The sequence below is a fragment of the Achromobacter deleyi genome, assembly GCF_902859705.1.
Classification (GTDB): Bacteria; Pseudomonadota; Gammaproteobacteria; order Burkholderiales; family Burkholderiaceae_B; genus Achromobacter; species Achromobacter deleyi.
The window spans coordinates 504,991-528,458 of the sequence record NZ_CADIJO010000001.1 but is presented as its reverse complement, the minus strand read 5'-3'; the positions used below and the strand labels follow the sequence as shown (position 1 = coordinate 528,458).

Genomic DNA, 23,468 nt, shown 5'->3' with positions numbered 1-23,468 from the left:
AGGAAGATTATGTTCATCTGTCGGCGAATACTGCAACTCGGAACCCTGACGGCCCTCCTGGCCGGATGCTCCACCACCGCTCCCACCGCCCCGAATTCGACCGCCGCCCTGACGCCGGCGGCCACCGGCACCGCTCCCATCCGCATCGGACCCACCACGCCGACACCCGGCTCCGACACGGCGGATGACGGCCCGGCCACCCTGACGCCCTCGGGCGCCCTGCGGCCCGAGGTGCGCGCCTTCGTCGAATCGCTGGCGGCCGAACGCAACCTGCCGCTCAAGCCAATGGTGTCGGCGCTGGAAGGCGCGCGCTACAACGCCACGGTGGCGCGCCTGATCGCGCCGTCGCCCCCGGGCAAGAAAATCTGGCGCAGCTGGCTGACCTACCGTTCGCGGTTTGTGGAACCCAAGCGCATCGGCTGGGGCGTGGAGTTCTACAACGAACACCGCGACCAGCTCAACCAGGCGGCGCAGCGCTTTGGCGTGCCGGCCCCGATCATCGCGTCGATCATCGGCGTTGAAACGCTGTATGGCCGCAACATGGGCAACTTCCGCGTGCTCGACGCGCTGGCCACCCTGGCCTTCGACTACCCGGACCCGGCCAAGCCCGAACGCGCCACCATGTTCCGTGGCCAATTGGCCGACTTTCTGACGCTGGTCATGAACGGCAAGCTGGATCTCGAAACTCGCGGTTCGTATGCGGGCGCCATCGGCATGCCGCAGTTCATGCCCACCAGCATCAAGCACTACGCGGTGGACGGCGACGACAGCGGCCATATCGACCTGACCAACAACACCCGCGACGCGATCATGTCGGTGGGCAGCTTCCTGGCGCAGCATGGCTGGCAACGCGGCCTGCCGGTGTTCGCACCGGTGACCCTGCCGGCAGACCCCACCGCGCTGGTCGATGGCGGCCTGGAGCCCAAGCAAAGCTGGACCAGCCTGACCGCCGCGGGCGCACGCCTGCAGCCCGGGGCCTCGAGCACCGGCTGGGGCAACCAGCCGCTGGGCGTGGTGGATCTGGTCGAAGAAGCCCGCGGCACCGCCCAATACCGCGTGGGCACGCCCAACTTCTTCGCGCTGACCAAGTACAACCGCAGCTATTTCTACGCCACCTCGGTGGCCGATCTGGCCAGCGAAATCGAGGCCCGGGTCGGCCGCTGACCCCGCACGCCGCACAGACAACGGGCCCGGCTTGCCGCCGGGCCCGTACTTTTTCAGCCGAACGCTTTCAGCCGTGGGGCACCGCCGCTCAGACCGTGGCCACCGGCGTGGCAGGCGAACCGACTGCACCCGGCAGATTCAAGGGCGGTGCGGTCAACAGGAACCGGCTGCGGCCATGCGCGGCCAGCCAGCGGGCCAGCGCGCCCAGGTACCACATCTCACCGATCGGCATGCCCAGCTTGAAGATGCAATGGTGATGCAGCGGCAATGCGGCGCAGCAGGCGTTGGGCTTTTGCGTCGGGTAGATTTCCAGCGCGTGGTTGTCCGACGCCATGGCGGCCACTTTCGAATCGGTGATCCACCGCAGCAGCCTGTCGTCGCTGCCATCCAGGCCGGCGCAGATCTCGTGCAAGGTGTGGGGGTCCGGCTCGCGGTTCTTTTCCAGCAGGGCATCGCCGAATTCGGTATGGAACAGCACGATATCGCCCTGCTCGATCTCGATCCGGTCCGCTTCCAGGATACGCATCAGGTCGTCGTAGCCCACCGCTTTCTGCTCGCGGCCGTAGTGCCGGGCCAGATCGACCATCACGCCCCGGCTTTGCAGGCACGACTCGGCCAGGTGCGTGATGTCCAGCTTCTTGGCATTCGACGCGCCGCCCCGGCCCAGGTCGGTCTTGGCAAAACCGTTGTCCACGTCGTAGTCCACCGGCCCCACCACGTGCTCATTGGGGCGGTAGCCGTTGTAGTAGACGCGTTCGGGCAGGCCGTCGCCGTTGGCGTCGAACAGCGCGCCCACGTGCGCCAGCGAATCCCATTGGGTCGAGTACTGCAGGCTCATCTCGACGATGTCGTCGCTGAGCACGTCGACACAGCCCGGACGCAGCCGCCCAAGCGGGAAGTTCAGGTACAGGTCGCCGTCCCTTTCGGTGGGGCGCAGCTTGGGCGGATGGCGCCGGACATTGACGCCGTTGCCTCCGGGATAGTCCAGCGGCAGCGACAGGCAGAAGCTCAATCCTTCGCGGACTTCCTGGATCGCCTTCATCACGTTCGCGGAGGTGATGTAATTCAGGCAACCTCTTTGGTCATCAGGGCCGAAGTCCCCCCAGTTCGATCCCTCGGGACGGTTCTTCCATCTCATGCGTCGCAACTCCTAGGCGATTAACTGCGAATTGACATAAATTTATCACGTATAGGATAATATCATCATGGATGTGAAAACAGCCGCTCGGGTCCTCGATGTCCTGAACCTCTTCGCCGAGGCGCAGAAGCCGCTGCTTTACAGCGAAATCGCAGCCCAGATGGAGATCCCGCTGTCCAGTTGCCATGGCCTGCTAAAGACCATGGTCGCGCGCGGCTACCTCTATGAAATCGGCAAGAAGCACGGCTACTACCCCACCCAGAAGCTGATCCACGTCGCTACGCTGATCTGCCGCAGCGATCCCCTGAACGCGGTGATCGAACCGGTCCTGGCGCGCGTGCGCGACATCACCGGCGAAACCGCCCTGCTGGCCAAGCTGGCGGACGACAAGGTGGTGTACCTGATCGTGGCCGAATCCAAGCAGACCATCCGCTTCTCGCACCAGCCTGGCGGCTTCAAGGCGGCGCACGCCACCAGCTCGGGCAAGGCCCTGCTGTCGGTGCTGACCGAAGACGAACGCCAGAAATGGTTCAAGACCTATACGGGATTCACCCGCTATACCGAAACCACGCTCACCAGCCAGGCCGCGTTCGAACGCGACCTGCAGGCCGGCATCCAGCGCGGCTGGCAACGTTCCATCGGCGAAAACGTCGAGGACGTGATGTCCATCTCGCTGGGCTTTCGCGCCTATGAGCAACCCTTCGCCATCGTGGTGGCCGGCCCCTTGGGGCGCATGCAGAAAAACGAAGCCGCCACTGGAAAACAACTGGAAGAGGTCAAGGGGCTGCTGCTCGCGGCCCTGCCCTCGGCCAATCTAACCTTTGTAGGAGAAGACAGCTGATGAACAAGCGCACTTTGCTCGCCGCGGCAGGTTCGGCGATCGCCATCGCGGCGTTGCCGCTGGCCAGCGCGCAGGCGCAAGACGCCTATCCCGACAAACCGATCCGCGTGATCATGCCGTGGGCGGCGGGCGGCCCGACCGACGTCGTGGGCCGCGTGATCGCGGTGCGCATGGGCGAGATCCTGGGCCATCCGCTGGTGATCGAAAGCCGGCCCGGCGCCAGCGGCACCATCGGTGCCGCCCAGGTGGCGCGTGCGCCGGCCGATGGCTACACGGTGCTGATGAATCCGTCGGTGCAGGGCATCTACCCCGCCCAGTTCAAGAGCCTGACCTTCGATCCCATCAAGGATTTCCGCATGGTCGGCGTGCTCGGCACGGTGCCCATGGTGGCGGTGGTGCCGCCCGATTCGAAGTTCAAGACCTTCGGCGAGCTGATCGCCCAGGCCAAGGCCCAGCCGGGCACGCTCAGCTTCGCATCCCCCGGCGTGGCGACCCTGCCGCACCTGGCCGGCGAGCTGATCAACACCACCACCAAGGCGTCGATCTCGCACGTGGGCTACCGCGGCAGCAGCCCGGCCCTGACCGATGTGGCCGGCGGCCATGTCGACCTGATGTACGCGCCGCTGGCGCCCGCCCTGCCCCTGATCCAGAGCGGCAAGGTGCGCCCGCTGGCCGTCACCACCAAGGCCCGCCTGGCCGAGCTGCCCGACGTGCCCACCATCGCCGAAAACGGCCTGCCGGGCTTTGACATCGTCACCTGGTACGGCATGTGGGTGCCCAAGGACACGCCGGAGCCCATCATCGCCAAGCTGAACAAGGCCATGATCGAAGCGTCGCAGTCGCCCAAGGTGATCGACGCCCTGAAGTCGCAAGGCACCCTGCCCAGCACGATGAGCTACCAGGAAGCCGAAGCCTTCAACCTGGCCGAAAGCGCACGCTGGATCAAGGTCATGAAAGACGCCAACATCCAGCCGGAATAAGCGTCAGGGCGCTTGCTGCGGCCCGAAAGCAAAAGCCCCGCGCACCAGAGACGATCCGGTGCGCGGGGCTTTTTTTCGGGGGCGTGACGCGGCCGCCCGGCCCTGCAATCAGTTGAAGACGCCCGTGGACAGGTAACGGTCGCCGCGGTCGCAGACGATGAACACGATGGTCGCATCGTTGACGCGCTCGGCCACGCGCAGAGCCGCCACCAGGGCGCCGGCAGACGAGATGCCGCCGAAGATGCCTTCTTCGGATGCCAGGCGGCGCGCCATGACCTCGGCGTCGGCCTGCTCGATGGATTCGTAGGCGTCGACACGGCTGCGATCGAAGATCTTGGGCAGATAGGCCTCGGGCCACTTGCGGATGCCGGGAATGGACGAGCCTTCGGCCGGCTGCGCCCCCACCACCTGCACCGCGGGATTGCGCGATTTCAGGTAGGTGGACACCCCCATGATCGTGCCCGTGGTGCCCATGGCGCTGACGAAGTGGGTCACGCGGCCGTCGGTCTGGTTCCAGATTTCCGGGCCGGTGGTTTCGATATGAGCGCGGGGGTTGTCGGGGTTGGCGAACTGGTCCAGCACCAGGCCCCGGCCATCGGCCTGCATTTCGGTGGCCAGGTCGCGGGCATATTCCATGCCGCCCTTGTCGGCCGGCGTCAGGATCAGTTCGGCGCCGTAGGCCGTCATGGCGGCGCGGCGTTCCACCGAAAGGTTGTCGGGCATGATCAGGATCATGCGGTAGCCGCGCATGGCGGCCGCCATGGCCAGGGCGATGCCGGTATTGCCGCTGGTGGCTTCGATCAGCGTATCGCCGGGCTTGATGTCGCCGCGCTCTTCCGCATGCTTGATCATGGACAGCGCCGGGCGATCCTTGACCGACCCCGCGGGATTGTTGCCTTCCAGCTTGGCCAGGATGACGTTGCCCCGCGCGGCGCCCGCGGCTCCGGGGATGCGCTGCAGACGCACCAACGGCGTATTGCCGACGGTCTGCTCGATGGTGGGATAGGTGGTAGTCATGAGGCCGATCATAACTCTCCCCGGCGCGGGCCGAGGCGAAAAGCCGCGCTCGCGCCAGGGGTTCATGGCGCGATCATGGGCGAGGCCGCGCCGTGGCGGGCGGCTTGGCAGATTGGGCCGCAACGCCTGCCTTGGCGCTGGCGGGGCCCGCTGCTCCTGCCGCGCCCATGGCGGGCTTGGCACCGGATCGGGCCGGGTTCGCCGCAAGGTCTGGCGCCACGGCGCTCTTGGCCGCGGGTGCGCCGCCCACCGTCAGGCCGGCCGCCTCCAATGCCTGGGCTTTCTTCGCACTGATGCCGCGCACGCGTTCGGCCAGGTCTTGCAAGGATTCGAACTTGCCGCCGCGATCGCGCTCGCGCACGATGGTTTCCGCCGTACGCGGACCGATGCCGCGGATGCCCTCGAGCTGCTGCGCGGTGGCGCCATTGACGTCGACCGCATGCGCGGGAGCGCTGACCAGCCCCGCCGCCAGCAGGGCCGTGCCCAGCGCCAGCCGCAGCACGCGGCGCGCTGCACTCGCCGCCGTCCGTGGCCGGCGCCAAGGCGCTGCAAGTCGGGGCGCAACATGGGGGGTCACATGAAGCACCGCTGGGTTCGCCACATGGGTCGCCAGATCAGCCGCCACGGTGGAATGCAAAAAGGGATTCATGAACAGGTCTCCGGATAAGGGCGGCGCAACGGCTGTTGCACCACGACCTGATCATGGCCCGGCGCGCATCGGCGATGCCTGGCCAGTGAACGGTTGCATCCACCCCGGCAACCACCCGGGCGAAAAAAAGCCACCAGCAGGCGGTGGCTTTCTCAAGGCGACAGGCAAGCGCCCACCTGGCCCGGCGGGCAGCCCGGCAGCCCTACTTGCGGGCGCGCCAGTAGCGCACGTATTCGGCCACGCCCGTCTGCACGTCGCGCATGGGCGCGGTGAAGCCCGCCGCGCGCAGCTGGCTCACGTCGGCCTGGGTGTAGCTCTGGTAACGGCCCTTCAGGTCGTCCGGGAACGGGATGTAGCGGATCAGGTCCAGCTCGACCAGTTGGGCCAGCGTCAGTTGCGCTTCGCCGCGTTCGGCGCGCAAGGTGTTCACGACCGCCGCGGCGACGTCGTTGAACGGCTGTGCACGGCCGGTACCGCAGTTGAAGATGCCCGACGTTTCCGGGTGGTCCAGGAAATGCAGGTTCACGGCCACCACGTCTTCGACCGAGATGAAGTCGCGGCTCTGGCCGCCATCCACATAACCATCCCAGCCTGCGAACAGGCGCACGTGGCCGTGCTCCAGGAACTGGTTCATGTTGTGGAACGCCACCGACGCCATGCGCCCCTTGTGCTGCTCGTGCGGGCCGTAGACGTTGAAATAGCGCAGGCCGACGACTTGCGCCGTGAGGCTGTCCATGCGGGTGCGCAGCACCTGGTCGAACAGCAGCTTGGAATAGCCGTAGACGTTCAACGGGCCTTCGTTGGCCGGGTCTTCGACGTAGACCGACGAACCGCCATAGACGGCGGCCGACGAGGCATACAGGAACGGAATGCGGCGCGCCTGGCAGAACTCGAACAGCTCCAGCGTGACGCGGTAGTTGTTGTCCAGCATGTAGCGGCCGTTGCGCTCGGTGGTGTCCGAGCAGGCGCCCTGGTGCAGCACCGCACGGATTTCCGGCAGGCTGCCGTCGGCGACGCGACGACGGAAATCGTCCTTGTCGAGATAGTCGGCGATCTTGCAGTCGACCAGGTTGACGAACTTGTCGCCTTCGGTCAGGTCGTCGACCGCGATGATGTCCTGGATACCGCGGCGGTTCAGGCCCCGCACCAGGTTGCTGCCAATGAAGCCCGCGGCTCCGGTTACGACGATCATGAGAGTTCTCCTGCCAATTCGGCGGCGGTGACGACGGACGTGCCCAGCTTGCCCACGGCGATGCCGCCGGCCCGGTTGGCCCAGCCCATGGCATCCACCCACGGCAAGTCGATGGCGCGCGAGACGGCCAGCGTGGCCAGCACGGTATCACCCGCGCCGGATACGTCGAAGACCTCGTGCGCCTGCGCGTCGATGTGTTCGCGGCCCGTGTCGGTAAACAAAGTCATGCCTTGCTCGGAACGGGTCACGAGCAGGGCTTCCAGGTCCAGATCGGCGCGCAGGCGCTGCGCCCGATCGGTCAGTTCGGATTCGGTGTTCCAGCGGCCCACGGCCTGCTGCATTTCGGAACGGTTGGGCGTCACCAGCGTCGCGCCGCGATAGCGCGAGTAGTCGTCGCCCTTGGGGTCGACCAGCACGGGAATGCCGGCATTGCGGGCCAGCGCGATCAGCGACTCGACGCGCGCCAGCACGCCTTTGGCGTAGTCGGACAGCACCACGATGTCGTGGTTGGCCAGGTGGCGCGCCAGGGCGGCGTCGATGCTGTCCAGGGCTTCCTGCGCCGGATGCTGTTCGAAGTCGACCCGCAGCAACTGCTGCTGGCGGCCCAGCACGCGCATCTTCAGCGTCGTGTGCAGGCTGCGGTCAGTGATCAGGTCGGCCTGGATACCGGCCTCGGCAGACAGGCGGCGCACGCTGTCGCCGGCCTCGTCTTCGCCCAGTACGCCCACCAGGGTGACATGGCCGCCCAGCGCCGCGACGTTGCGGGCCACGTTGGCCGCGCCGCCCAGGCGGTCTTCGCGGCGCGCGACGCGCACGACCGGGACCGGCGCTTCGGGGGAGATGCGTTCCACTTCGCCGAACCAGTAGCGGTCCAGCATGACATCACCCACCACGAGCACGCGGCTATGCGAAATGGATTCGGCGGGAAATTGCTTCATTCAAGTTCTTCCAGACGACGCGGCGCGTAGGTCTCCCAGGCATTGCAGCCCGGGCATTGCCAATAGAAGCGGCGCGCTTGAAAACCGCAGCTCCGGCACGCGTAGCGGTCCAGACGTTGCGTATGCTTGTGGATCAGGCTGCGCAGCAGCGTGAGGTCGGCGCCGGGCACCGGACCTTGTTCGGTGGCGCCTTCGCCATTGGCGAGTTCGGCTTCGAGCAGGCGATCCAGGCCCAGCAGCGAGGGATGGCTGCGCAAGGCGCCACGGGCGAATGCCCAGGCGGGGGCAGACCCTTGCTGCACGCGCAATTCACGAAACACGACGTTGAACAGGTCGAGCGAGGCATGGCGCGCATACTGCCGCTGCAGCAGTTCAAGGCCGGCCGCGGCCTGATCGGCCACACGGTAGTTGGCCAACAACTGTTCAGCCACCAGGCCGGCGTATTCGGGGGCGTCGGTCATGACCGACTCCAGGTACAGGCGCTCGCGCTTGGGGTCTTGTTCGAGCAAGGCCAGGCGCGCGCGCAGCATGGCGGTGCGCACGATGGCGCCCTTGCTCGACATGCCCGCATCGGCCGTGGACAAGGCGTGGTCGGCGGCATCAAGCGCCGTGTGCGCGGCATCGACGTTGGGCGGCTTGGCCGCCAGCGCGGTGGCAGCCTGTTCGCAGTAGTAGTGCACGATCTGCGGCACAGGTTCGTCGACCAGGCCATGCAGCGTCTTGACGGCTTCGATGGCGCGCGGCCAGTCGTGTTCCGATTCGTAGATGCGGATCAGCGAACGCAGCGCCGGCAAGGCGTAGCGAGTGTCTTTGAGCTGCTCGAAACCACTTTCGGCGCGGTCCAGCATGCCGGCCTTGAGAAAATCCTGGGCCAGCTCGTGCTGTGCATGCTCGCGCTCGGCGACGGGCAGGTCGGACCGGTTCAACAGGCTCTGGTGCACGCGGATGGCGCGTTCCATTTCGCCGCGACGGCGAAACAGGCTACCCAGCGCGAAGTGCAGTTCGGTGGTTTCGGGGTCGAGCTTGGCGACTTCGACGAACGCATCGATGGCGCGGTCGGGCTGCTCGTTGAGCAGGAAATTCAGCCCCCGGAAATAAGAGTCAGGCAGGCTGCGGGTTTCCCGAAGCATCTGCCGGATGTCGAAGCGCGCGGCCAGCCAGCCCAGCGCGAACAACACCGGCACGAATATCAACCACCAAGGTTCAAAATCCACTGTGCGGGCTCTTGCGGTAATTCAGTACGGGAAAGTGGGCATGCCGAGTGCGCCGCGCCATCACAGCGGCGACATCGGGGCAACGGCTTCCGGCGGCACGACCGGCGTGGTGCCATTGACGGCGGCCTGGACGCGGTCGAGTTCGCGGCGCAGGCGAATGGCCTCGCGGCGGCGGCGCATGGCAGCGGGCACGGTCAGGAGCAGGCCGAACAGAGCGCCCACCACGAAGACCACCAGCATGACGACGATCAGCGGCACATCCTGCACGACGTAATCGGCGTAGAACTTCACGGCGACGGGATCGGTGTTCTTCAGTGCGAACATCAATACCGCCACGAACACGAGCAATCGCAGGGCCCAGACAAGGTAGCGCATGACGCATGCTCCTAAGTATTCAAGAGGGTCAATTGTAAGCGACCTCCACTACTGAAGGGAGGCCCCAAAAAACAAAGCCCCTTGATTGCTCAAGGGGCGTTGCTCGCGGTCCGATCTGCCCGAAGGCAGCCTTACTGGCCGGTGCCGTCAGTGCATGGCGTGAAGACCTGCCATGGACGGCATCGGTTCACTCGATCCAGAGGATTGAGCGTCCTCGTCGTTGCCGCCGACCAAGTCCACCCGCTCGCGCAATTCCTTGCCTGCCTTGAAGTGCGGCACCTGTTTGCCAGGCACCAGCACTTGTTCGCCAGATTTCGGATTGCGACCGATGCGGGGAGACCGCTGCGACAGCGAGAAGCTGCCAAAACCGCGGATCTCGATGCGCTGACCCGAGGCCAGGGCCTGGGTCATTGCGTCGAGCACGGTCTTGACCGCGTAATCGGTGTCGCGGGCGGCCAGCTGAGGATAGCGGGCCGCCAAGGCGGCGATCAGCTCCGACTTGGTCACGAATTAACCGTCGTTGCGCTGTTGGTCCAGCTTGGCCTTCAGCAGCGCGCCGAGGTTGGTGGTGCCGGACGAGGCGCTGGCATCGGACATGCGCTGGATCGTTTCGGCGGTTTCGGCGTTGTCGCGGGCCTTGATCGACAGTTGGATCGAGCGCGTCTTGCGGTCGATGTTGACGATCATGGCTTCGATGTTTTCGCCGGCGTTCAGGACGGTGGTGGCATCTTCGACGCGACCCGAGGAGATCTCGGAAGCGCGCAGGTAGCCTTCGACGTCCACGGACAGCGTCACGACGGCGCCCTTGGCTTCGACCGACTTGATGGTGCCCGGAACCACGGCGCCCTTGTCGAACGTGGCAACGAAGTTGTTGAAGGGGTCGCCTTCCAGCTGCTTGATGCCCAGCGAGATGCGTTCCTTGTCGGTATCGATGCCCAGAACCACGGCTTCGATCTCGTCGCCCTTCTTGAAGTTGCGCACGGCTTCTTCGCCGGTTTCCGTCCACGACAGGTCGGACAGGTGAACCAGGCCATCGATGCCGCCGGGCAGGCCGACGAACACGCCGAAGTCGGTGATCGACTTGATAGCGCCGCGGACCTTGTCACCACGCTTGAAGTTGGTGGCGAACTCTTCCCACGGGTTCTGGCGGCACTGCTTCATGCCCAGCGAGATGCGACGACGGTCTTCGTCGATTTCCAGGACCATGACTTCGACTTCTTCGCCCAGGGTCACGACCTTGCGCGGATCGACGTTCTTGTTGGTCCAGTCCATTTCGGAGACGTGCACCAGGCCTTCGATGCCGGCTTCGACTTCAACGAACGCGCCGTAGTCGGTGAGGTTCGTGACCTTGCCGAACAGGCGGGTGCCTTGCGGGTAGCGACGAGCCAGACCCACCCACGGATCTTCGCCCAGTTGCTTGACGCCCAGCGAGACGCGGCTCTTTTCCTGGTCGAACTTGAGGACCTTGGCTTCGACTTCCTGACCCACTTGCAGGACTTCGGAGGGGTGACGCACACGGCGCCAGGCCATGTCGGTGATGTGCAGCAGGCCGTCGATACCGCCCAGGTCCACGAACGCGCCGTAGTCGGTGATGTTCTTGACCACGCCCTTGACCACAGCACCTTCGTGCAGGGTTTCGAGCAGCTTCTGGCGCTCTTCGCCCATGCTGGCTTCCAGCACCTGGCGACGCGACAGCACGACGTTGTTGCGCTTGCGGTCGAGCTTGATGACCTTGAATTCGAGGGTCTTGCCTTCGTACGGGGTGGTGTCCTTGACCGGACGCAGATCCACCAGCGAACCCGGCAGGAACGCGCGGATGCCGTTGGTCATGACGGTCAGGCCGCCCTTCACCTTGCCGGTGATGGTGCCGGTAACCAGTTCGCCGTTTTCCAGGGCCTTTTCCAGCTGCAGCCAGGCCGACAGGCGCTTGGCGCGGTCACGCGACAGGATCGTGTCGCCGTAGCCGTTTTCCAGGGAATCGATGGCCACCGAGACGAAATCGCCGGGTTGCACTTCGAGCTCGCCCTGGTCATTCAGGAACTCTTCCAGGGGGATCAGCGCTTCGGACTTCAGGCCGGCGTTGACGACGACGAAATTGTGGTCGACGCGCACGACTTCGGCGCTGATGACCTCGCCGGACTTCATGTCCTGGCTCTTGAGGCTTTGTGCGAAAAGGTCGGCGAAGCTTTCGCCGCCGGCGGCGGTAGTGGAAACGGAAGACATGGGGTTGAAATCCATTGGGCCGAAATGGCCGTTAAGAACACACCGCAGCGGATTGCCCGCCACAGTGGAGTCAAAATACCTGCCTGCCGGTTTGCCCTTGCGGGGTGTCCCGTGGGGGTGTCGCCTGGCTAGCGCAGGGCCTATAACAAAAACAAAAAACGACGTGCTTGCTCTACGAGTTTGCGCTACGGATTTGCTGCGGACTGCCAGAAATCCAGGATCGCCTGCACGGTTTGCGCAATCGTCAGGTTCGACGAATCCAGTACCTGTGCATCGGCCGCGGGGGCCAATGGCGCCGTGGCGCGCTGGGTATCTCTTGCGTCCCGCTCGCGCATGTCTCGTAGGAGGTCATCAAGATTAGCAGAAATTCCCTTTTCGATCAACTGCTTACGCCGCCTCTCGGCCCGAGCGACCACATCGGCCACCAGGAACACTTTCAGGGACGCATCCGGGAACACCACCGTACCCATGTCGCGGCCATCGGCAACCAGGCCGGGAGGCAGGCGAAAGGCCCGCTGGCGTTCGAGCAGCGCCTGCCGCACGCCGGGAAACGCCGCCACGCGGGAAGCAAAATTGCCGACCGCTTCGCGCCGGATCTCGTGGCCGACGTCGGCCCCCTCGAGATAGACGTGCGGGCCGTCGAAACGCACATCCAGCGTTTCGGCCACCCGCGCCACGGCGGGCTCGTCGGCGGCATCCACGCCACGGTTGATGGCGGCCAGGGCGGTCAGCCGGTACAGCGCCCCGCTATCGAGCACCGCCCAGCCCAGCGCCTTGGCGACGCGGTGGGCGACGGTGCCCTTGCCCGACGCGGTGGGGCCATCGATGGTGATGACGGGAGCGAGAGAAGTCACGCTTGAATCTGTCAGAGTCATGGAAAAGGAAAGGGCCGCGGCCCGTGAACGCTACGCCGACACCAGGCCCGCGTAGACATCAAAGTAACCCGGGAACGTCTTGCTGACACACCCCGGATCGAGGATGCGCACCACCGCCGGACCGAACGCGGCCAGCGAAAAGCACATCGCCATGCGGTGATCGTCCCAGGTGCCGATATGCGCATCGCGCCAGGCGCCTTCGGCGGGCGGGGTGACGCGCAGCCAATCCGGCCCCGATTCCACTTGCGCGCCCAGCTTTTCCAGCTCGGTCTGCATGGCGTGGATGCGGTCGGTTTCCTTGACGCGCCAGCTGCCGATATTGCGCAGGCGGCAAGGACCGTCGGCGTACAGGGCCAGCGCGGCCGCGGTCATGGCGGCATCGGGAATCAGGTTGAAGTCGGTATCGAAGGCCTTCAGGCGGCCGCCTTCGGCCACGCGCACGCCGGTGACCTCGATCCAGTTGTCGCCATAGGTGACGCTGGCGCCCATGGCGGCCAGCGTATCGGCGAATTTGACGTCGCCCTGGATGCTGTCGGCGCCCACACCGGTTACCCGCAGCGGGCCGCCGCCAATCGCGCCCAAGGCCAGGAAATACGAGGCCGTGGACGCATCGCCCTCGACCGCGATGCGGCCGGGGCTGCGGTAGCTGGCGCCGGCCTCGATGGTGAAGCGGCTCCAGCCGTCGCGGCGCACGGTGACGCCAAAGCGCGCCATCAGGTTCAGGGTGATCTCGATGTACGGCTTGGAGATCAGCTCACCGACCACCTCGATGACGACCGGCTGGCCGCTCTGCCCCGCCTGCAGGGGCGCGGCCAGCAGCAAGGCAGTCAGGAACTGGCTCGACACCGATCCCTGCACCTGGGTGATGGCGGGCGCGGTGATCTGGCCACGGCCGATGTGCAAAGGCGGATACCCCGGCTGGCCCAGATAGTCGATGCGGGCGCCCAGGGCGGCCAGTGCGTCGACCAGGTCGCCGATGGGACGTTCGTGCATGCGCGGCACGCCCGACAGGCGGTAGTCGCCGCCCATCAAGGCCAGCGCGGCCGTCAGCGGCCGGATGGCGGTGCCGGCGTTGCCCATGAACAGGTCGGCGGCGCCCACCGGAAAGCGGCGCACGCCCTGCACGGTGACCTGGCCATTTTCCAGGTCGGACACCGCCACGCCCAGCTGGCGCAGCGCAGCCAGCATCACGCGCGTATCGTCGGAATCGAGCAGCCCCGTGATCGTGGTGGCGCCGTCGGCAATGGCCGCCAGCAGCAGCACCCGGTTGGAAATGCTCTTGGAACCCGGCAAGGCCATCACGCCCTGCGCGCGACGCACGCGCGGCAGATCCAGGAAAGGCAAAGCGCCCATGTCAGCTACTCCTTGCGCCAATGGCGACGCGCCTGCGCCGCGGTATCGAGCAGCGCCAGCAAGGCCGCGCCATCACCGCCGTCGATCGCGCGCTCGGCGCGATCCAGCACGGCGCGCACGGCCGCGATCTCGGTCAGCATGGCGCCGCGGTTGGACAGAAAAATATCGCGCCACATCTCGGGCGAACCGGCGGCGATGCGGGTGAAATCGCGAAAGCCGCTGCCGGCCAGCGCCAGGCGGGTCGCGGCGTCATCGGCGGTAGCGACCTGCTCCATGTAGACGGCCGACAGCAGATGCGGCAAATGGCTGACCGAGGCCAGCACACGGTCGTGCGCCTCGGCATCCATGTCGATGACGCGGGCGCCGCAGGCCTGCCAGGCGGCGCGCACGAGTGCGACAGCCGCGGCGCTGTTTTCAGGCTGCGGGGTCAGGATGACGCAACGGCCACGATACAGCGCCGCGTCGGCGGCTTCCGGGCCGGTGCGTTCGGCGCCCGCTATCGGGTGGCCCGGCACGAACTGGCCGATGCGCTCGCCCAGCGCCGCACGCGCGGCGTCGACGACTTCGGCCTTGGTGCTGCCGCCATCGGTCAGCACCACGTGGTCCGGCAAATGCGGCAGCATGCGCGCTAGCACATCGCGCAGGCCACCCACGGGAGTAGCCAGGAAAACCAGATCGGCGCGTTCCGCGGCGTCTTCGGCGCTGACGGCTTCGTCGATCAGGCCCAGCTCGACGGCGCGTGCCAGGGATTGCGCATTGCGCCCTACCCCCAGCACCCGGCCCACCTGCCCCGCCTGGCGCAACGCCGCGGCGAACGATCCGCCGATCAGGCCCACGCCCACCACCGCCAGCACAGGAATCAGGGGGCCAGCGGCCCCCTGATCTGGCGTAGAGGAAGCGCCGTTCATTCGGACAGGATGGCGGTCAGCGCGTCGATGAAGCGGGCGTTCTCTTGCGGCAGGCCGATAGACACGCGCAGCCATTCAGGCAGGCCGTCGCCGGCCACCGGACGCACGATGACGCCGCGCTTGAGCAGCGCCAGGTTGATGCGCGGGGCATCGCCCACGTGCACCAGGACAAAGTTGCCATAGCTGGGCACGTAGCGCAGCTTGAGCTGGTCGAACGCCGCGCACAGCTGCGCCTTGCCGGCCTTGTTCGAAGCGTAGGCCTCTTCCAGGTAGGCGGCATCGCCCAGTGCGGCCACCGCGGCGGCCTGCGCCAGGGTGTTGACGTTGAACGGCTGGCGCACGCGGTTGAGCAGGTCGGTCAGGGCCGGCTGCGCCACCGCGAAGCCCACCCGCAGGCCCGCCAGGCCGTAGGCCTTGGAGAACGTGCGCGACACGATCAGGTTGGGATAGCGGCGCACCAGCGCGGTGCTGTCGAAACGGTGTTCAGGATCGAGGTATTCGTTGTAGGCCTCGTCCAGCACCACCGTGACGCGATCGCCATGCGCGGCATGCACGCGTTCCAGGAAATCAGCCACCTTGTCGCCCGGCACGAAGGTGCCGGTGGGGTTGTTCGGGTTGGCGATGAACAACAGGCGCGTGTCGTCGGCAATGGCCTCGAACATGGCGTCCAGGTCATGGCCGTAGTCTTGCGCCGGCACCACGATGTGGCGCGCGCCGCGGGCCTGCGTGGCCAGGCGGTAGACCGCGAACGAATACTGCGCGTACACCGCCGAGGCGCCCGGCTCCAGCAGCGCCAGCGCCGCGATTTCCAGGATGTCGTTGGAGCCGTTGCCCAGCGTGATCCAGTTCATCGGCACGTCGTAGCGCGCGGCCAGCGCGGCCTTCAGGTCAAAGCCGTTGGGATCCGGGTAACGCGCCAGCGATTCGGCGGCAGCCAGCATGGCCGCGCGCGCCGACTGGGGCATGCCCAGCGGGTTTTCGTTGGACGCCAGCTTGACGATGCCGGCCGGATCCAGCCCGAACTCGCGGGCCAGTTCTTCGATGGGCTTGCCCGCCTGGTAGGGCGCGATGGCGCTGACGTGGGCAGGAGCGGCGAGGGGCTTGGTGGTGTTGGTCATGGCAGACTCACGGCGCCGGGTAGGAACCCAGCACTTTCAGGTAGGCAACCTGCGCCCGCAGGGTATCCAGGGCGAGCGCGACATTCGGATCATTGCGATGTCCCAGGACATCGACGTAGAAATAGTATTCCCACTCGCCGGTGCGCGCCGGCCGCGACTCGAAGCGCGTCATGGAAACGCCATTGGCAGCCAAGGGCGCCAGCATTTCATAGACCGCGCCCGCGCGGTTGGGGACAGCCAGGATCAGGCTGGTCTTGTCCTTGCCGCTGACCAGGGGCTCGATGTTGCCGATGGCCAGGAAACGCGTGCGGTTGTGCGGGTCGTCCTGGATGCCGGCGCTGACGACCTGCAGGTTCCAGGCCGGCGCGGCGACTTCGCCGGCAATCGCGGCGATGGTCGGGTCGGACGCGGACAGGCGCGCGGCTTCGGAATTGCTGGCCGCGGCCACGCGATCCAGGTCGGGATAGTTGCGCGTCAGCCAGCCCTGGCACTGCGCCAGCGCCTGCGGGTGCGCGGAAATCGTCTTGATGCCGTCCATGTTGCCCGACTGCGACATCAGGCAGTGGCGGATCACCAGCGAGCGTTCGCCCAGGATCCGCAGCGGCGTATTGAGCAGCAGGTCCAGGCTGCGGTTGACCGCACCCTCGGTGGAATTCTCGACCGGCACCATGCCGACGTCGGCCTGCCCGGCCTCGACCGCGCGAAAGACCTCGTCGAACGACACGCACGGCAGTTTCTGCACGGCATGGCCGAAATGCTCAAGCGCCGCCTGCTCGGAAAACGAGCCCTGCGGCCCCAGGTAGGCAACCGTCATGCCGCGCTCGAGGCCGCGACAGGCCGAGATGATTTCCGTCCAGACGGACGCCACGCCCGCGGCCGGAAACGGGCCGGGATTCAGTTGCTGCAGGCGCCGGATGACTTCGGCTTCGCGCTCGGGGCGCAGCACCGGGCCATCGGCATGCGCCGCGTGCTTGGCTTCGCCGACTTCCTGCGCGGCGCGGGCGCGCTGCGACAGCAGGTCCAGAATTTGTGCATCGAGCGCATCGATGCGGTCACGCAAGGGGCGCAGCTTGCGCTGCAGATCGTCATCCATAGCGGCGCTCGAATTCCTTCAGGTACTCAACCAGCGCGGCCACGCCGGCCAGCGGCACCGCGTTGTAGATCGACGCACGCATGCCGCCCACGCTCTTGTGGCCCTTGAGCTGGGTCAGGCCGGCCGCGTCGGCGCCTTGCAGGAAGGCGTCGTTGAGCGACTCGTCGCGCAGCACGAACGGCACGTTCATGCGCGAACGCACGGGCGCGTGGATGGGATTGCGGTAGAACTGGGTGCTGTCCAGGTAGCCGTACAGCAGGTCGGCCTTGGCGCGATTGGCGGCTTCCATGCCGGCCACGCCGCCATTGGCCTTGACCCACTTGAACACCAATCCGGCGATATAGATGGCGAAGGTGGGCGGCGTGTTGTAGCGCGAGTGGTCCGCGGCCACGTTGGCGTAGTCGAACGCCGACGGGCAGATCGGCAGCGCGTGGCCGATCAGGTCGCGGCGGGCGATGACCATGGTGACGCCGGCCGGGCCCGCGTTCTTCTGGGCGCCCGCGTACATCATGCCGCAGCGGCTGACATCCATGGGACGCGACAGGAAATGCGACGAGGCATCGACGACCAGCGGCACGTCGGGCGCGCCCAGGGCGGCCGTATCGGGCCAGTCCATGAACTCGACGCCACCGATGGTTTCGTTGCTGCACAGGTGCAGGTAGGCCGATTCGGGGCGCACCTTCCAGGTATCGACCGGGGGCACCCAGGTGAACGGCGCCTGTTCGCGACCGTCCAGCTGGGTCGCCTGGGCGCTGGTGGCGGCGACGTGCGTGTCGCCATAGCGCCCGGCTTCCTTGTAGGAACGCGACGACCAATGGCCCGTCACGACGAAGTCGGCTGCCGGCGCGCCGCGCCGGCCCATGAGGTTCATGGGGACGATGGCGTTCTCGCCGGACCCCCCGCCCTGCATGAACATCACGGCGTAGTCGGGCGACAGGCCGAGCAGTTCACGCAGGTCGTTCTCGGCTTCATCGCAGATCTGCACGAAGTGCTTGCCGCGATGGCTCATTTCCATCACGGACATGCCGCTGCCGTGCCAGTCCAGCATTTCCGCAGCGGCTTGCTGCAGTACCACCTCGGGCAAGGCCGAGGGGCCAGCCGAGAAGTTCCAGGGGCGGGCCATTATTGCTCCGTAGGTTCCGTCGTATCTGCTGCGCCGGCGTCGTCGCCTTCGCCACCCGCTTCCAGGCCGTCTTCCAGGTCTTCGCCGTCGTCGTCCGCATCGCTTTCGACGACACGGCGCACGCCGGACAGCGAGCTGCCGTCGTCGACGTTGATGAGCGTGACGCCCTGCGTGGCACGGCCCATTTCGCGGATTTCCGCGACGCGGGTACGCACCAGCACGCCGCCGGTGGTGATCAGCATGATTTCATCCGAAGGCATGACCAGCACGGCGCCAACGACCTTGCCGTTGCGCGAGCTGGTCTGGATGGCGATCATGCCCTTGGTGCCACGGCCATGGCGCGTGTATTCGCCGATCGGGGTGCGCTTGCCGTAACCATTTTCGGTGGCGGTCAGCACGGTCTGGGTTTCGTCGCCCGCGACCAGCAGCGCAATCACGTTCTGCGTGTCTTCGAGCATCATGCCGCGCACGCCGCGGGCATTGCGGCCCATCGGACGCACGTCGTTTTCGTCGAAGCGCACGGCCTTGCCGGCGTCCGAGAACAGCATGACGTCGTGCTTGCCGTCGGTGAGGTCGGCGCCGATCAGGTAGTCGCCGTCGTCGAGGTCGACCGCGATGATGCCGGCCTTGCGCGGGTTGGAGAAGTCGGACAGCGGGGTCTTCTTGACCGTGCCGCGCGAGGTCGCCATGAAGACGTAGTGATCTTCGCTGAATTCCTTGACCGGCAGCACCACCGTGATCTTCTCGCCGTCAGCCAGCGGGAACATGTTGACGATGGGCTTGCCGCGCGAGTTGCGCGTGCCCTGCGGCACTTCCCACACCTTCAGCCAGTAAACGCGGCCGCGGTTCGAGAAGCAGAGCAGGAAGTCATGCGTGTTGGCGATGAACAACTGGTCGATCCAGTCGTTTTCCTTCATCGCGGTGGCCTGCTTGCCGCGGCCGCCGCGCTTTTGCGAACGGTATTCGGACAGCGGCTGGCTCTTGATGTAGCCGCCGTGCGACAGGGTCACGACCATGTCGGTGGGCGTGATCAGGTCTTCGGTGTCCAGCTCGGTCGCGTTCAGCTCGATGTCCGAGCGGCGCGAGTCCTTGGCGCCGGTCGAGAACTCGGCCTTGATGGCCTGCAGCTCTTCGCCGATGATCGTCGTGATGCGCTCGGGACGGGCCAGGATATCCAGCAGGTCGGCGATGGTGGACATGACGTCCTTGTATTCGCCGACGATCTTGTCCTGTTCCAGGCCGGTCAGGCGCTGCAGGCGCATGTTCAGGATTTCCTGCGCCTGCGTGTCGCTCAGGCGGTACATGCCGTCGCCTTGCAGGCCGAATTCCACGCCCAGGTCGTCGGGGCGGAAGGCCGCGCGGCCGCCCGGCGTATCGCCGTCGGCGCGCGAGAGCATTTCGCGCACCAGCGACGAATCCCACGACTTGGCCATCAGTTCCTGGCGCGCGACGGGAGGCGTCGGCGCGGCCTTGATGATGGCGATGAAATCGTCGATGTTTGCCAGCGCGACGGCCAGGCCTTCCAGCACGTGGCCGCGTTCGCGGGCCTTGCGCAGCTGGAACACCGTGCGGCGCGTGACCACTTCGCGGCGATGCTGCAGGAAGTAGTCGATCATCTGCTTCAGGTTGAGCAGGCGGGGCTGGCCGTCGACCAGCGCCACCAGGTTCATCCCGAAGGTGTCCTGCAGCTGCGTGTTCTTGTAGAGGTTGTTCAGGACAACCTCGGGCACCTCGCCGCGCTTGAGCTCGATGACCAGGCGCATGCCGTCCTTGTCCGATTCGTCGCGGATGTCGGAGATGCCTTCGATCTTCTTGTCGTTGACCAGCTCGGCAATGCGTTCCTGCAGCGTCTTCTTGTTGACCTGGTAGGGAATCGCGTCGACCACGATGGCCTGGCGATTGCCCTTTTCCATGTCTTCGAAGTGGGTCTTGGCGCGCATGATGACGCGGCCACGGCCCGTCCGGTAGCCTTCGCGCACGCCGGACATGCCGTAGATGATGCCGCCCGTGGGGAAATCGGGCGCCGGGATGATCTCCATGAGTTCATCGACCGTGCAAGCCGGATTGCGCAGGCAGTAAAGGCAGCCGTCGACCACTTCCTGGAGGTTGTGCGGCGGGATGTTCGTGGCCATGCCCACGGCGATGCCCGAGCTGCCGTTGACCAGCAGGTTGGGCAGGCGCGAAGGCAGCAGCAGCGGTTCTTGCTCGCTGCCGTCGTAGTTGGGGCCGAAGTCCACCGTCTCCTGGTCGATGTCGGCCAGCAGTTCGTGGGCGATCTTGGCCAGGCGGATTTCGGTGTAACGCATCGCGGCGGCGTTGTCGCCGTCGATGGAACCGAAGTTGCCCTGGCCGTCGACCAGCATGTAGCGCATGGAGAAATCCTGCGCCATGCGGACGATGGTGTCATAGACGGACTGGTCGCCGTGGGGGTGGTACTTACCGATGACGTCCCCGACGATACGCGCCGACTTCTTGTAGGCGCGGTTCCAGTCGTTGTTCAACTCGTGCATCGCGTAGAGCACGCGCCGGTGGACAGGCTTGAGCCCGTCCCGCACATCCGGTAGCGCCCGCCCGACGATCACGCTCATCGCGTAATCGAGGTAACTGCGGCGCATCTCTTCTTCCAGCGAAACCGGAAGCGTCTCCTTGGCAAAGGAATCCATATATATAACGACAGAATCGTGTAAGGAGGAACCCGGGCCGGGTAAACAGGAAATTCTATCATTCGATTCGGATCGCGGCCCGAAGGGCGCCGCCCGTGGCCCCGCGCGGGCCTTGGACCGGATGTCGGCGGCGGGCGGCGCCGGCGCGTCCGCCAACGCCCAGGCGCCCTGTTGCCAAAAACCAACAGGCCAAACGGATGGAGCGCCGAAATCGCCATATCCAGCGTCAATGCGCCTCTCCAGGGAAGCCAAAGCCCCCCAAATGCCTTAAGATTGTTTCCAGCACGCAGGAAACCCAGTAGCTATTCCTTTGAACCAGCTCTTGGCGTTGCTATACTGGCCCCGTTTTCCTGATATGCGGCGGGGGTTCGCTGCGAGTCACTTATCCAGCTTCAAGCTCAACGAGGAGAAACATGAACAAACCCTCCAAATTCGCTCTGGCGCTCGCCTTCGCTGCCGTCACGGCCTCGGGTGTAGCCTCGGCCCAGTCCTATCCGCAGACGGTGGACAACTGGCGCAATCCGTTCGGTAACGTTTGGAAGAACGGTACGAACGAACTGTGCTGGCGCGATGCGTTCTGGACCCCGGCCACCGGTATCCCCGGCTGCGACGGCGTTCCGGTTGCACAAGCGAAGGCGAAGCCGGCCCCGATGGCGGCCAAGGTCGTCTTCAACGCCGACACGTTCTTCGACTTCGACAAGTCGACGCTGAAGCCCGAAGGCCGTCAGCTGCTGGACCAAGTCGCCCAGCAAGCACGTGGCATCGACCTCGAAACCATCATTGCTGTGGGCCACACCGACTCGATCGGTACGGACGCCTACAACCAGAAGCTGTCCGAGCGCCGCGCCGCTTCGGTCAAGGCTTACCTGGTCAGCAAGGGCATCGACCCCAACCGTATCTATACGGAAGGCAAGGGTAAGAAGAACCCGGTCGCTTCCAACAAGACGAAGGAAGGCCGCGCCCAGAACCGTCGCGTTGAAATCGAAATCGTGGGTAGCCGCAAGTAATTGCCGGACTAGCTACAATAAGGGGCCTCGCATAGCGAGGCCCTTTTTTTCGCCCGGCTTGCACCAAAACCGTGCAGACGTCCCGGCACTCGCGGCGCTGCCCGGCGCTGCACCCCCCTCTATATATAGAGAGCCGCCTTATGCTGGACCGCCCATGACCACCCATACCTCCGACACCGCCCAAGCCACCATCAACGCCGACCAGGCTGAACTGGACAAGTTCGGCGCCCTGGCCAGCCGCTGGTGGGACCCCGAAAGCGAGTTCAAGCCCCTGCACGCCATCAACCCGCTGCGCCTGGAATGGATCCAGGAATCGGTGGGCAGCCTGAGCGGCAAGAAGGTGCTGGACGTCGGCTGCGGCGGCGGCATCCTGTCGGAGGCAATGGCGCGGGCCGGCGCAGACGTCACCGGCATCGACCTGGCCGACAAGTCCCTGAAGGTGGCGCGCCTGCATGGCCTGGAATCCGGCGTGAAGGTCGACTACCGCAAGGTGCCGGTCGAGCAGCTGGCCGCCGAGCAAGCCGGCCAGTTCGATGTGGTGACCTGCATGGAAATGCTGGAACACGTGCCGGATCCGGCATCCATCGTGCGCGCCTGCTCGGCACTGACCAAACCGGGCGGCTGGGTGTTCTTTTCGACGCTCAACCGCAACGCCAAGGCGTTCCTGTTCGCGATCGTGGGCGCCGAGTACGTGCTGCGCCTGTTGCCGCGCGGCACCCATACCTACGACATGTTCATCAAGCCCAGCGAGCTGGCCGCGGCCGCCCGCGGCGCCGGCCTGGAACCGGTCGGCATGCGCGGCATGGAATACAACCCGATCACGCAGATCTATTCGCTGACGTCCGACACCTCGGTCAACTACCTGATGGCTACCCGCAAATGAGCGCCCTGATCCTGTTCGACTTCGACGGCACGCTGGCCGACACCGCCCCCGACCTGGCCGCCGCCGCCAACCAGCAGCGCACGCGCCGCGGCCTGGATCCCCTGCCCTATGAAGCCCTGCGGCCGGTGGCCTCGCAGGGGGCGCGCGGCCTGCTTCGCGTGGCGCTCGGCCTGAAGGCCGGCGACCCTGATTACGAGCCGACCCGCCTGCAATTCCTGGAAGACTACGCCGCCAGCTCGACCGTACACAGCAAGCTGTTCCCCGGCATCCAGGCGCTGCTGGACGACATCCGCCAGCGCGGCCTGTCCTGGGGCATCGTCACCAACAAAGTCACCTACCTGACGCTGCCGATCGTCGAATTCCTGGATCTGACCCGCGACAGCGCCGTCCTGGTCTGCGGCGACACCACCGCCCATGCCAAGCCGCATCCGCTGCCGCTGCAACATGCGGCGCGCGAGGCGGGCTTTTCGGTGGATCGCTGCGTCTACGTGGGCGACGACCTGCGCGACATCCAGGCCGCCCATGCAGCCGGCATGCCAGCGGTGGCAGCCGCTTATGGCTATGTCGGCGAGGACGAAAACCTGTCCACCTGGGAAGCCGAGGCCTGCGCCGATACGCCGGCTGACCTGTGGGCGGCGATCCAGCCGCTGCTGCCGCGCGACGTGCGCTGACCGCCGGCCTTGGCGGCGTGACAACGGTTCGGTCGAATTAGTT

22 protein-coding genes are annotated in these 23,468 nt (G+C 66.0%); 6 read left to right on the top strand and 16 right to left on the bottom strand.

All coding sequences use genetic code 11. From position 1 onward, the window contains the following. Positions 1-9 precede the first annotated feature (9 nt). The gene (mltB, locus tag HV798_RS02275) at positions 10-1,164 is read left to right on the top strand and encodes a lytic murein transglycosylase B (protein ID WP_175195354.1); all 1,155 of its coding nucleotides are present in this window, start codon (positions 10-12) and stop codon (positions 1,162-1,164) included. An 88-nt stretch (positions 1,165-1,252) separates the two neighbouring features. Here mltB and HV798_RS02270 read toward each other — a convergent pair whose 3' ends face one another. After that, positions 1,253-2,302 carry a cyclase family protein gene (locus tag HV798_RS02270; protein ID WP_175195356.1) on the bottom strand — a complete coding sequence of 350 codons (1,050 nt, stop codon included), beginning with the start codon at positions 2,300-2,302 and terminating at the stop codon, positions 1,253-1,255. A gap of 67 nt (positions 2,303-2,369) precedes the next feature. Between HV798_RS02270 and HV798_RS02265 the strand changes: the two genes are divergently transcribed. Both HV798_RS02265 and HV798_RS02260 read left to right on the top strand, forming a co-directional pair. Further along, positions 2,370-3,143 carry an IclR family transcriptional regulator gene (locus HV798_RS02265; protein ID WP_025140172.1) on the top strand — a complete coding sequence of 258 codons (774 nt, stop codon included), beginning with the start codon at positions 2,370-2,372 and terminating at the stop codon, positions 3,141-3,143. Beyond that, positions 3,143-4,123 carry a Bug family tripartite tricarboxylate transporter substrate binding protein gene (locus tag HV798_RS02260; protein WP_025140171.1) on the top strand — a complete coding sequence of 327 codons (981 nt, stop codon included), beginning with the start codon at positions 3,143-3,145 and terminating at the stop codon, positions 4,121-4,123. Before HV798_RS02265 ends, HV798_RS02260 begins: the two co-directional genes overlap by 1 nt. Before the next feature lie 108 nt (positions 4,124-4,231). On the opposite strand, the gene cysM is transcribed toward HV798_RS02260, so the two are convergent. From cysM to gyrA, 15 genes are all read right to left on the bottom strand, one after another. Continuing rightward, positions 4,232-5,140 carry a cysteine synthase CysM gene (gene cysM / locus HV798_RS02255; RefSeq protein ID WP_175195358.1) on the bottom strand — a complete coding sequence of 303 codons (909 nt, stop codon included), beginning with the start codon at positions 5,138-5,140 and terminating at the stop codon, positions 4,232-4,234. Between the two features lie 73 nt (positions 5,141-5,213). Next, entirely contained in the window at positions 5,214-5,642 is a 429-nt protein-coding gene (locus HV798_RS02250; RefSeq protein ID WP_246288544.1) for a ComEA family DNA-binding protein, read from the bottom strand. A 349-nt stretch (positions 5,643-5,991) separates the two neighbouring features. Next, positions 5,992-6,981 carry an ADP-glyceromanno-heptose 6-epimerase gene (gene rfaD, locus HV798_RS02245; protein ID WP_175195362.1) on the bottom strand — a complete coding sequence of 330 codons (990 nt, stop codon included), beginning with the start codon at positions 6,979-6,981 and terminating at the stop codon, positions 5,992-5,994. Further along, positions 6,978-7,919 carry a D-glycero-beta-D-manno-heptose-7-phosphate kinase gene (gene rfaE1 / locus HV798_RS02240; RefSeq protein ID WP_175195364.1) on the bottom strand — a complete coding sequence of 314 codons (942 nt, stop codon included), beginning with the start codon at positions 7,917-7,919 and terminating at the stop codon, positions 6,978-6,980. Before rfaE1 ends, rfaD begins: the two co-directional genes overlap by 4 nt. Next, entirely contained in the window at positions 7,916-9,133 is a 1,218-nt protein-coding gene (gene lapB, locus HV798_RS02235; RefSeq protein WP_175195366.1) for a lipopolysaccharide assembly protein LapB, read from the bottom strand. The genes rfaE1 and lapB overlap by 4 nt, the downstream gene beginning before the upstream one ends. Before the next feature lie 60 nt (positions 9,134-9,193). Next, entirely contained in the window at positions 9,194-9,508 is a 315-nt protein-coding gene (locus HV798_RS02230; protein ID WP_025140167.1) for a lipopolysaccharide assembly protein LapA domain-containing protein, read from the bottom strand. A 147-nt stretch (positions 9,509-9,655) separates the two neighbouring features. Then, positions 9,656-10,015, bottom strand: coding sequence for an integration host factor subunit beta (locus HV798_RS02225; protein WP_006388263.1), 360 nt, complete (start codon positions 10,013-10,015; stop codon positions 9,656-9,658). Between the two features lie 3 nt (positions 10,016-10,018). Continuing rightward, a complete protein-coding gene (rpsA, locus tag HV798_RS02220) occupies positions 10,019-11,731 on the bottom strand; it encodes a 30S ribosomal protein S1 (RefSeq protein ID WP_025140166.1) in 1,713 nt (570 codons plus the stop codon). Positions 11,732-11,916: 185 nt separating this feature from the next. Then, entirely contained in the window at positions 11,917-12,606 is a 690-nt protein-coding gene (gene cmk / locus HV798_RS02215) for a (d)CMP kinase (protein WP_175195368.1), read from the bottom strand. A gap of 30 nt (positions 12,607-12,636) precedes the next feature. Further along, positions 12,637-13,959 carry a 3-phosphoshikimate 1-carboxyvinyltransferase gene (aroA, locus tag HV798_RS02210; protein ID WP_175195370.1) on the bottom strand — a complete coding sequence of 441 codons (1,323 nt, stop codon included), beginning with the start codon at positions 13,957-13,959 and terminating at the stop codon, positions 12,637-12,639. Between the two features lie 5 nt (positions 13,960-13,964). After that, a complete protein-coding gene (locus HV798_RS02205; protein ID WP_175195372.1) occupies positions 13,965-14,867 on the bottom strand; it encodes a prephenate dehydrogenase in 903 nt (300 codons plus the stop codon). After that, positions 14,864-15,985: a histidinol-phosphate transaminase gene (hisC, locus tag HV798_RS02200; RefSeq protein WP_175195374.1), complete on the bottom strand. Its 1,122-nt coding sequence runs from the start codon at positions 15,983-15,985 to the stop codon at positions 14,864-14,866. The genes HV798_RS02205 and hisC overlap by 4 nt, the downstream gene beginning before the upstream one ends. 7 nt (positions 15,986-15,992) lie before the next feature. Further along, positions 15,993-17,078 (bottom strand): prephenate dehydratase, encoded by a 1,086-nt coding sequence (gene pheA, locus HV798_RS02195; RefSeq protein WP_175195376.1) that lies wholly within the window; start codon positions 17,076-17,078, stop codon positions 15,993-15,995. Then, positions 17,071-18,201, bottom strand: a complete 1,131-nt coding sequence (gene serC / locus HV798_RS02190; protein WP_175195378.1) for a 3-phosphoserine/phosphohydroxythreonine transaminase — start codon at positions 18,199-18,201, stop codon at positions 17,071-17,073. Before serC ends, pheA begins: the two co-directional genes overlap by 8 nt. After that, positions 18,201-20,864 (bottom strand): DNA gyrase subunit A, encoded by a 2,664-nt coding sequence (gene gyrA / locus HV798_RS02185; protein WP_175195379.1) that lies wholly within the window; start codon positions 20,862-20,864, stop codon positions 18,201-18,203. Before gyrA ends, serC begins: the two co-directional genes overlap by 1 nt. Positions 20,865-21,277: 413 nt before the next feature. On the opposite strand from gyrA, the gene ompA reads away from it, so the two are divergent. From ompA to HV798_RS02170, 3 genes are all read left to right on the top strand, one after another. Beyond that, entirely contained in the window at positions 21,278-21,871 is a 594-nt protein-coding gene (gene ompA, locus HV798_RS02180; RefSeq protein ID WP_025140158.1) for an outer membrane protein OmpA, read from the top strand. Positions 21,872-22,025: 154 nt separating this feature from the next. Then, entirely contained in the window at positions 22,026-22,754 is a 729-nt protein-coding gene (gene ubiG, locus HV798_RS02175) for a bifunctional 2-polyprenyl-6-hydroxyphenol methylase/3-demethylubiquinol 3-O-methyltransferase UbiG (RefSeq protein WP_025140157.1), read from the top strand. Continuing rightward, positions 22,751-23,425 carry an HAD-IA family hydrolase gene (locus HV798_RS02170; protein WP_175195382.1) on the top strand — a complete coding sequence of 225 codons (675 nt, stop codon included), beginning with the start codon at positions 22,751-22,753 and terminating at the stop codon, positions 23,423-23,425. Before ubiG ends, HV798_RS02170 begins: the two co-directional genes overlap by 4 nt. Positions 23,426-23,468 lie beyond the last annotated feature (43 nt).

Bases quoted from the DNA above. Each gene is read 5' to 3' on its own strand.
- mltB (WP_175195354.1), top strand. From the start codon at position 10: ATGTTCATCTGTCGGCGAATACTGCAACTCGGAACCCTGACGGCCCTC.
- HV798_RS02270 (WP_175195356.1), bottom strand. From the start codon at position 2,302: ATGAGATGGAAGAACCGTCCCGAGGGATCGAACTGGGGGGACTTCGGC.
- HV798_RS02265 (WP_025140172.1), top strand. From the start codon at position 2,370: ATGGATGTGAAAACAGCCGCTCGGGTCCTCGATGTCCTGAACCTCTTC.
- HV798_RS02260 (WP_025140171.1), top strand. From the start codon at position 3,143: ATGAACAAGCGCACTTTGCTCGCCGCGGCAGGTTCGGCGATCGCCATC.
- cysM (WP_175195358.1), bottom strand. From the start codon at position 5,140: ATGACTACCACCTATCCCACCATCGAGCAGACCGTCGGCAATACGCCG.
- rfaD (WP_175195362.1), bottom strand. From the start codon at position 6,981: ATGATCGTCGTAACCGGAGCCGCGGGCTTCATTGGCAGCAACCTGGTG.
- rfaE1 (WP_175195364.1), bottom strand. From the start codon at position 7,919: ATGAAGCAATTTCCCGCCGAATCCATTTCGCATAGCCGCGTGCTCGTG.
- HV798_RS02230 (WP_025140167.1), bottom strand. From the start codon at position 9,508: ATGCGCTACCTTGTCTGGGCCCTGCGATTGCTCGTGTTCGTGGCGGTA.
- rpsA (WP_025140166.1), bottom strand. From the start codon at position 11,731: ATGTCTTCCGTTTCCACTACCGCCGCCGGCGGCGAAAGCTTCGCCGAC.
- cmk (WP_175195368.1), bottom strand. From the start codon at position 12,606: ATGACTCTGACAGATTCAAGCGTGACTTCTCTCGCTCCCGTCATCACC.
- aroA (WP_175195370.1), bottom strand. From the start codon at position 13,959: ATGGGCGCTTTGCCTTTCCTGGATCTGCCGCGCGTGCGTCGCGCGCAG.
- HV798_RS02205 (WP_175195372.1), bottom strand. From the start codon at position 14,867: ATGAACGGCGCTTCCTCTACGCCAGATCAGGGGGCCGCTGGCCCCCTG.
- hisC (WP_175195374.1), bottom strand. From the start codon at position 15,985: ATGACCAACACCACCAAGCCCCTCGCCGCTCCTGCCCACGTCAGCGCC.
- pheA (WP_175195376.1), bottom strand. From the start codon at position 17,078: ATGGATGACGATCTGCAGCGCAAGCTGCGCCCCTTGCGTGACCGCATC.
- serC (WP_175195378.1), bottom strand. From the start codon at position 18,201: ATGGCCCGCCCCTGGAACTTCTCGGCTGGCCCCTCGGCCTTGCCCGAG.
- gyrA (WP_175195379.1), bottom strand. From the start codon at position 20,864: ATGGATTCCTTTGCCAAGGAGACGCTTCCGGTTTCGCTGGAAGAAGAG.
- ompA (WP_025140158.1), top strand. From the start codon at position 21,278: ATGAACAAACCCTCCAAATTCGCTCTGGCGCTCGCCTTCGCTGCCGTC.
- ubiG (WP_025140157.1), top strand. From the start codon at position 22,026: ATGACCACCCATACCTCCGACACCGCCCAAGCCACCATCAACGCCGAC.
- HV798_RS02170 (WP_175195382.1), top strand. From the start codon at position 22,751: ATGAGCGCCCTGATCCTGTTCGACTTCGACGGCACGCTGGCCGACACC.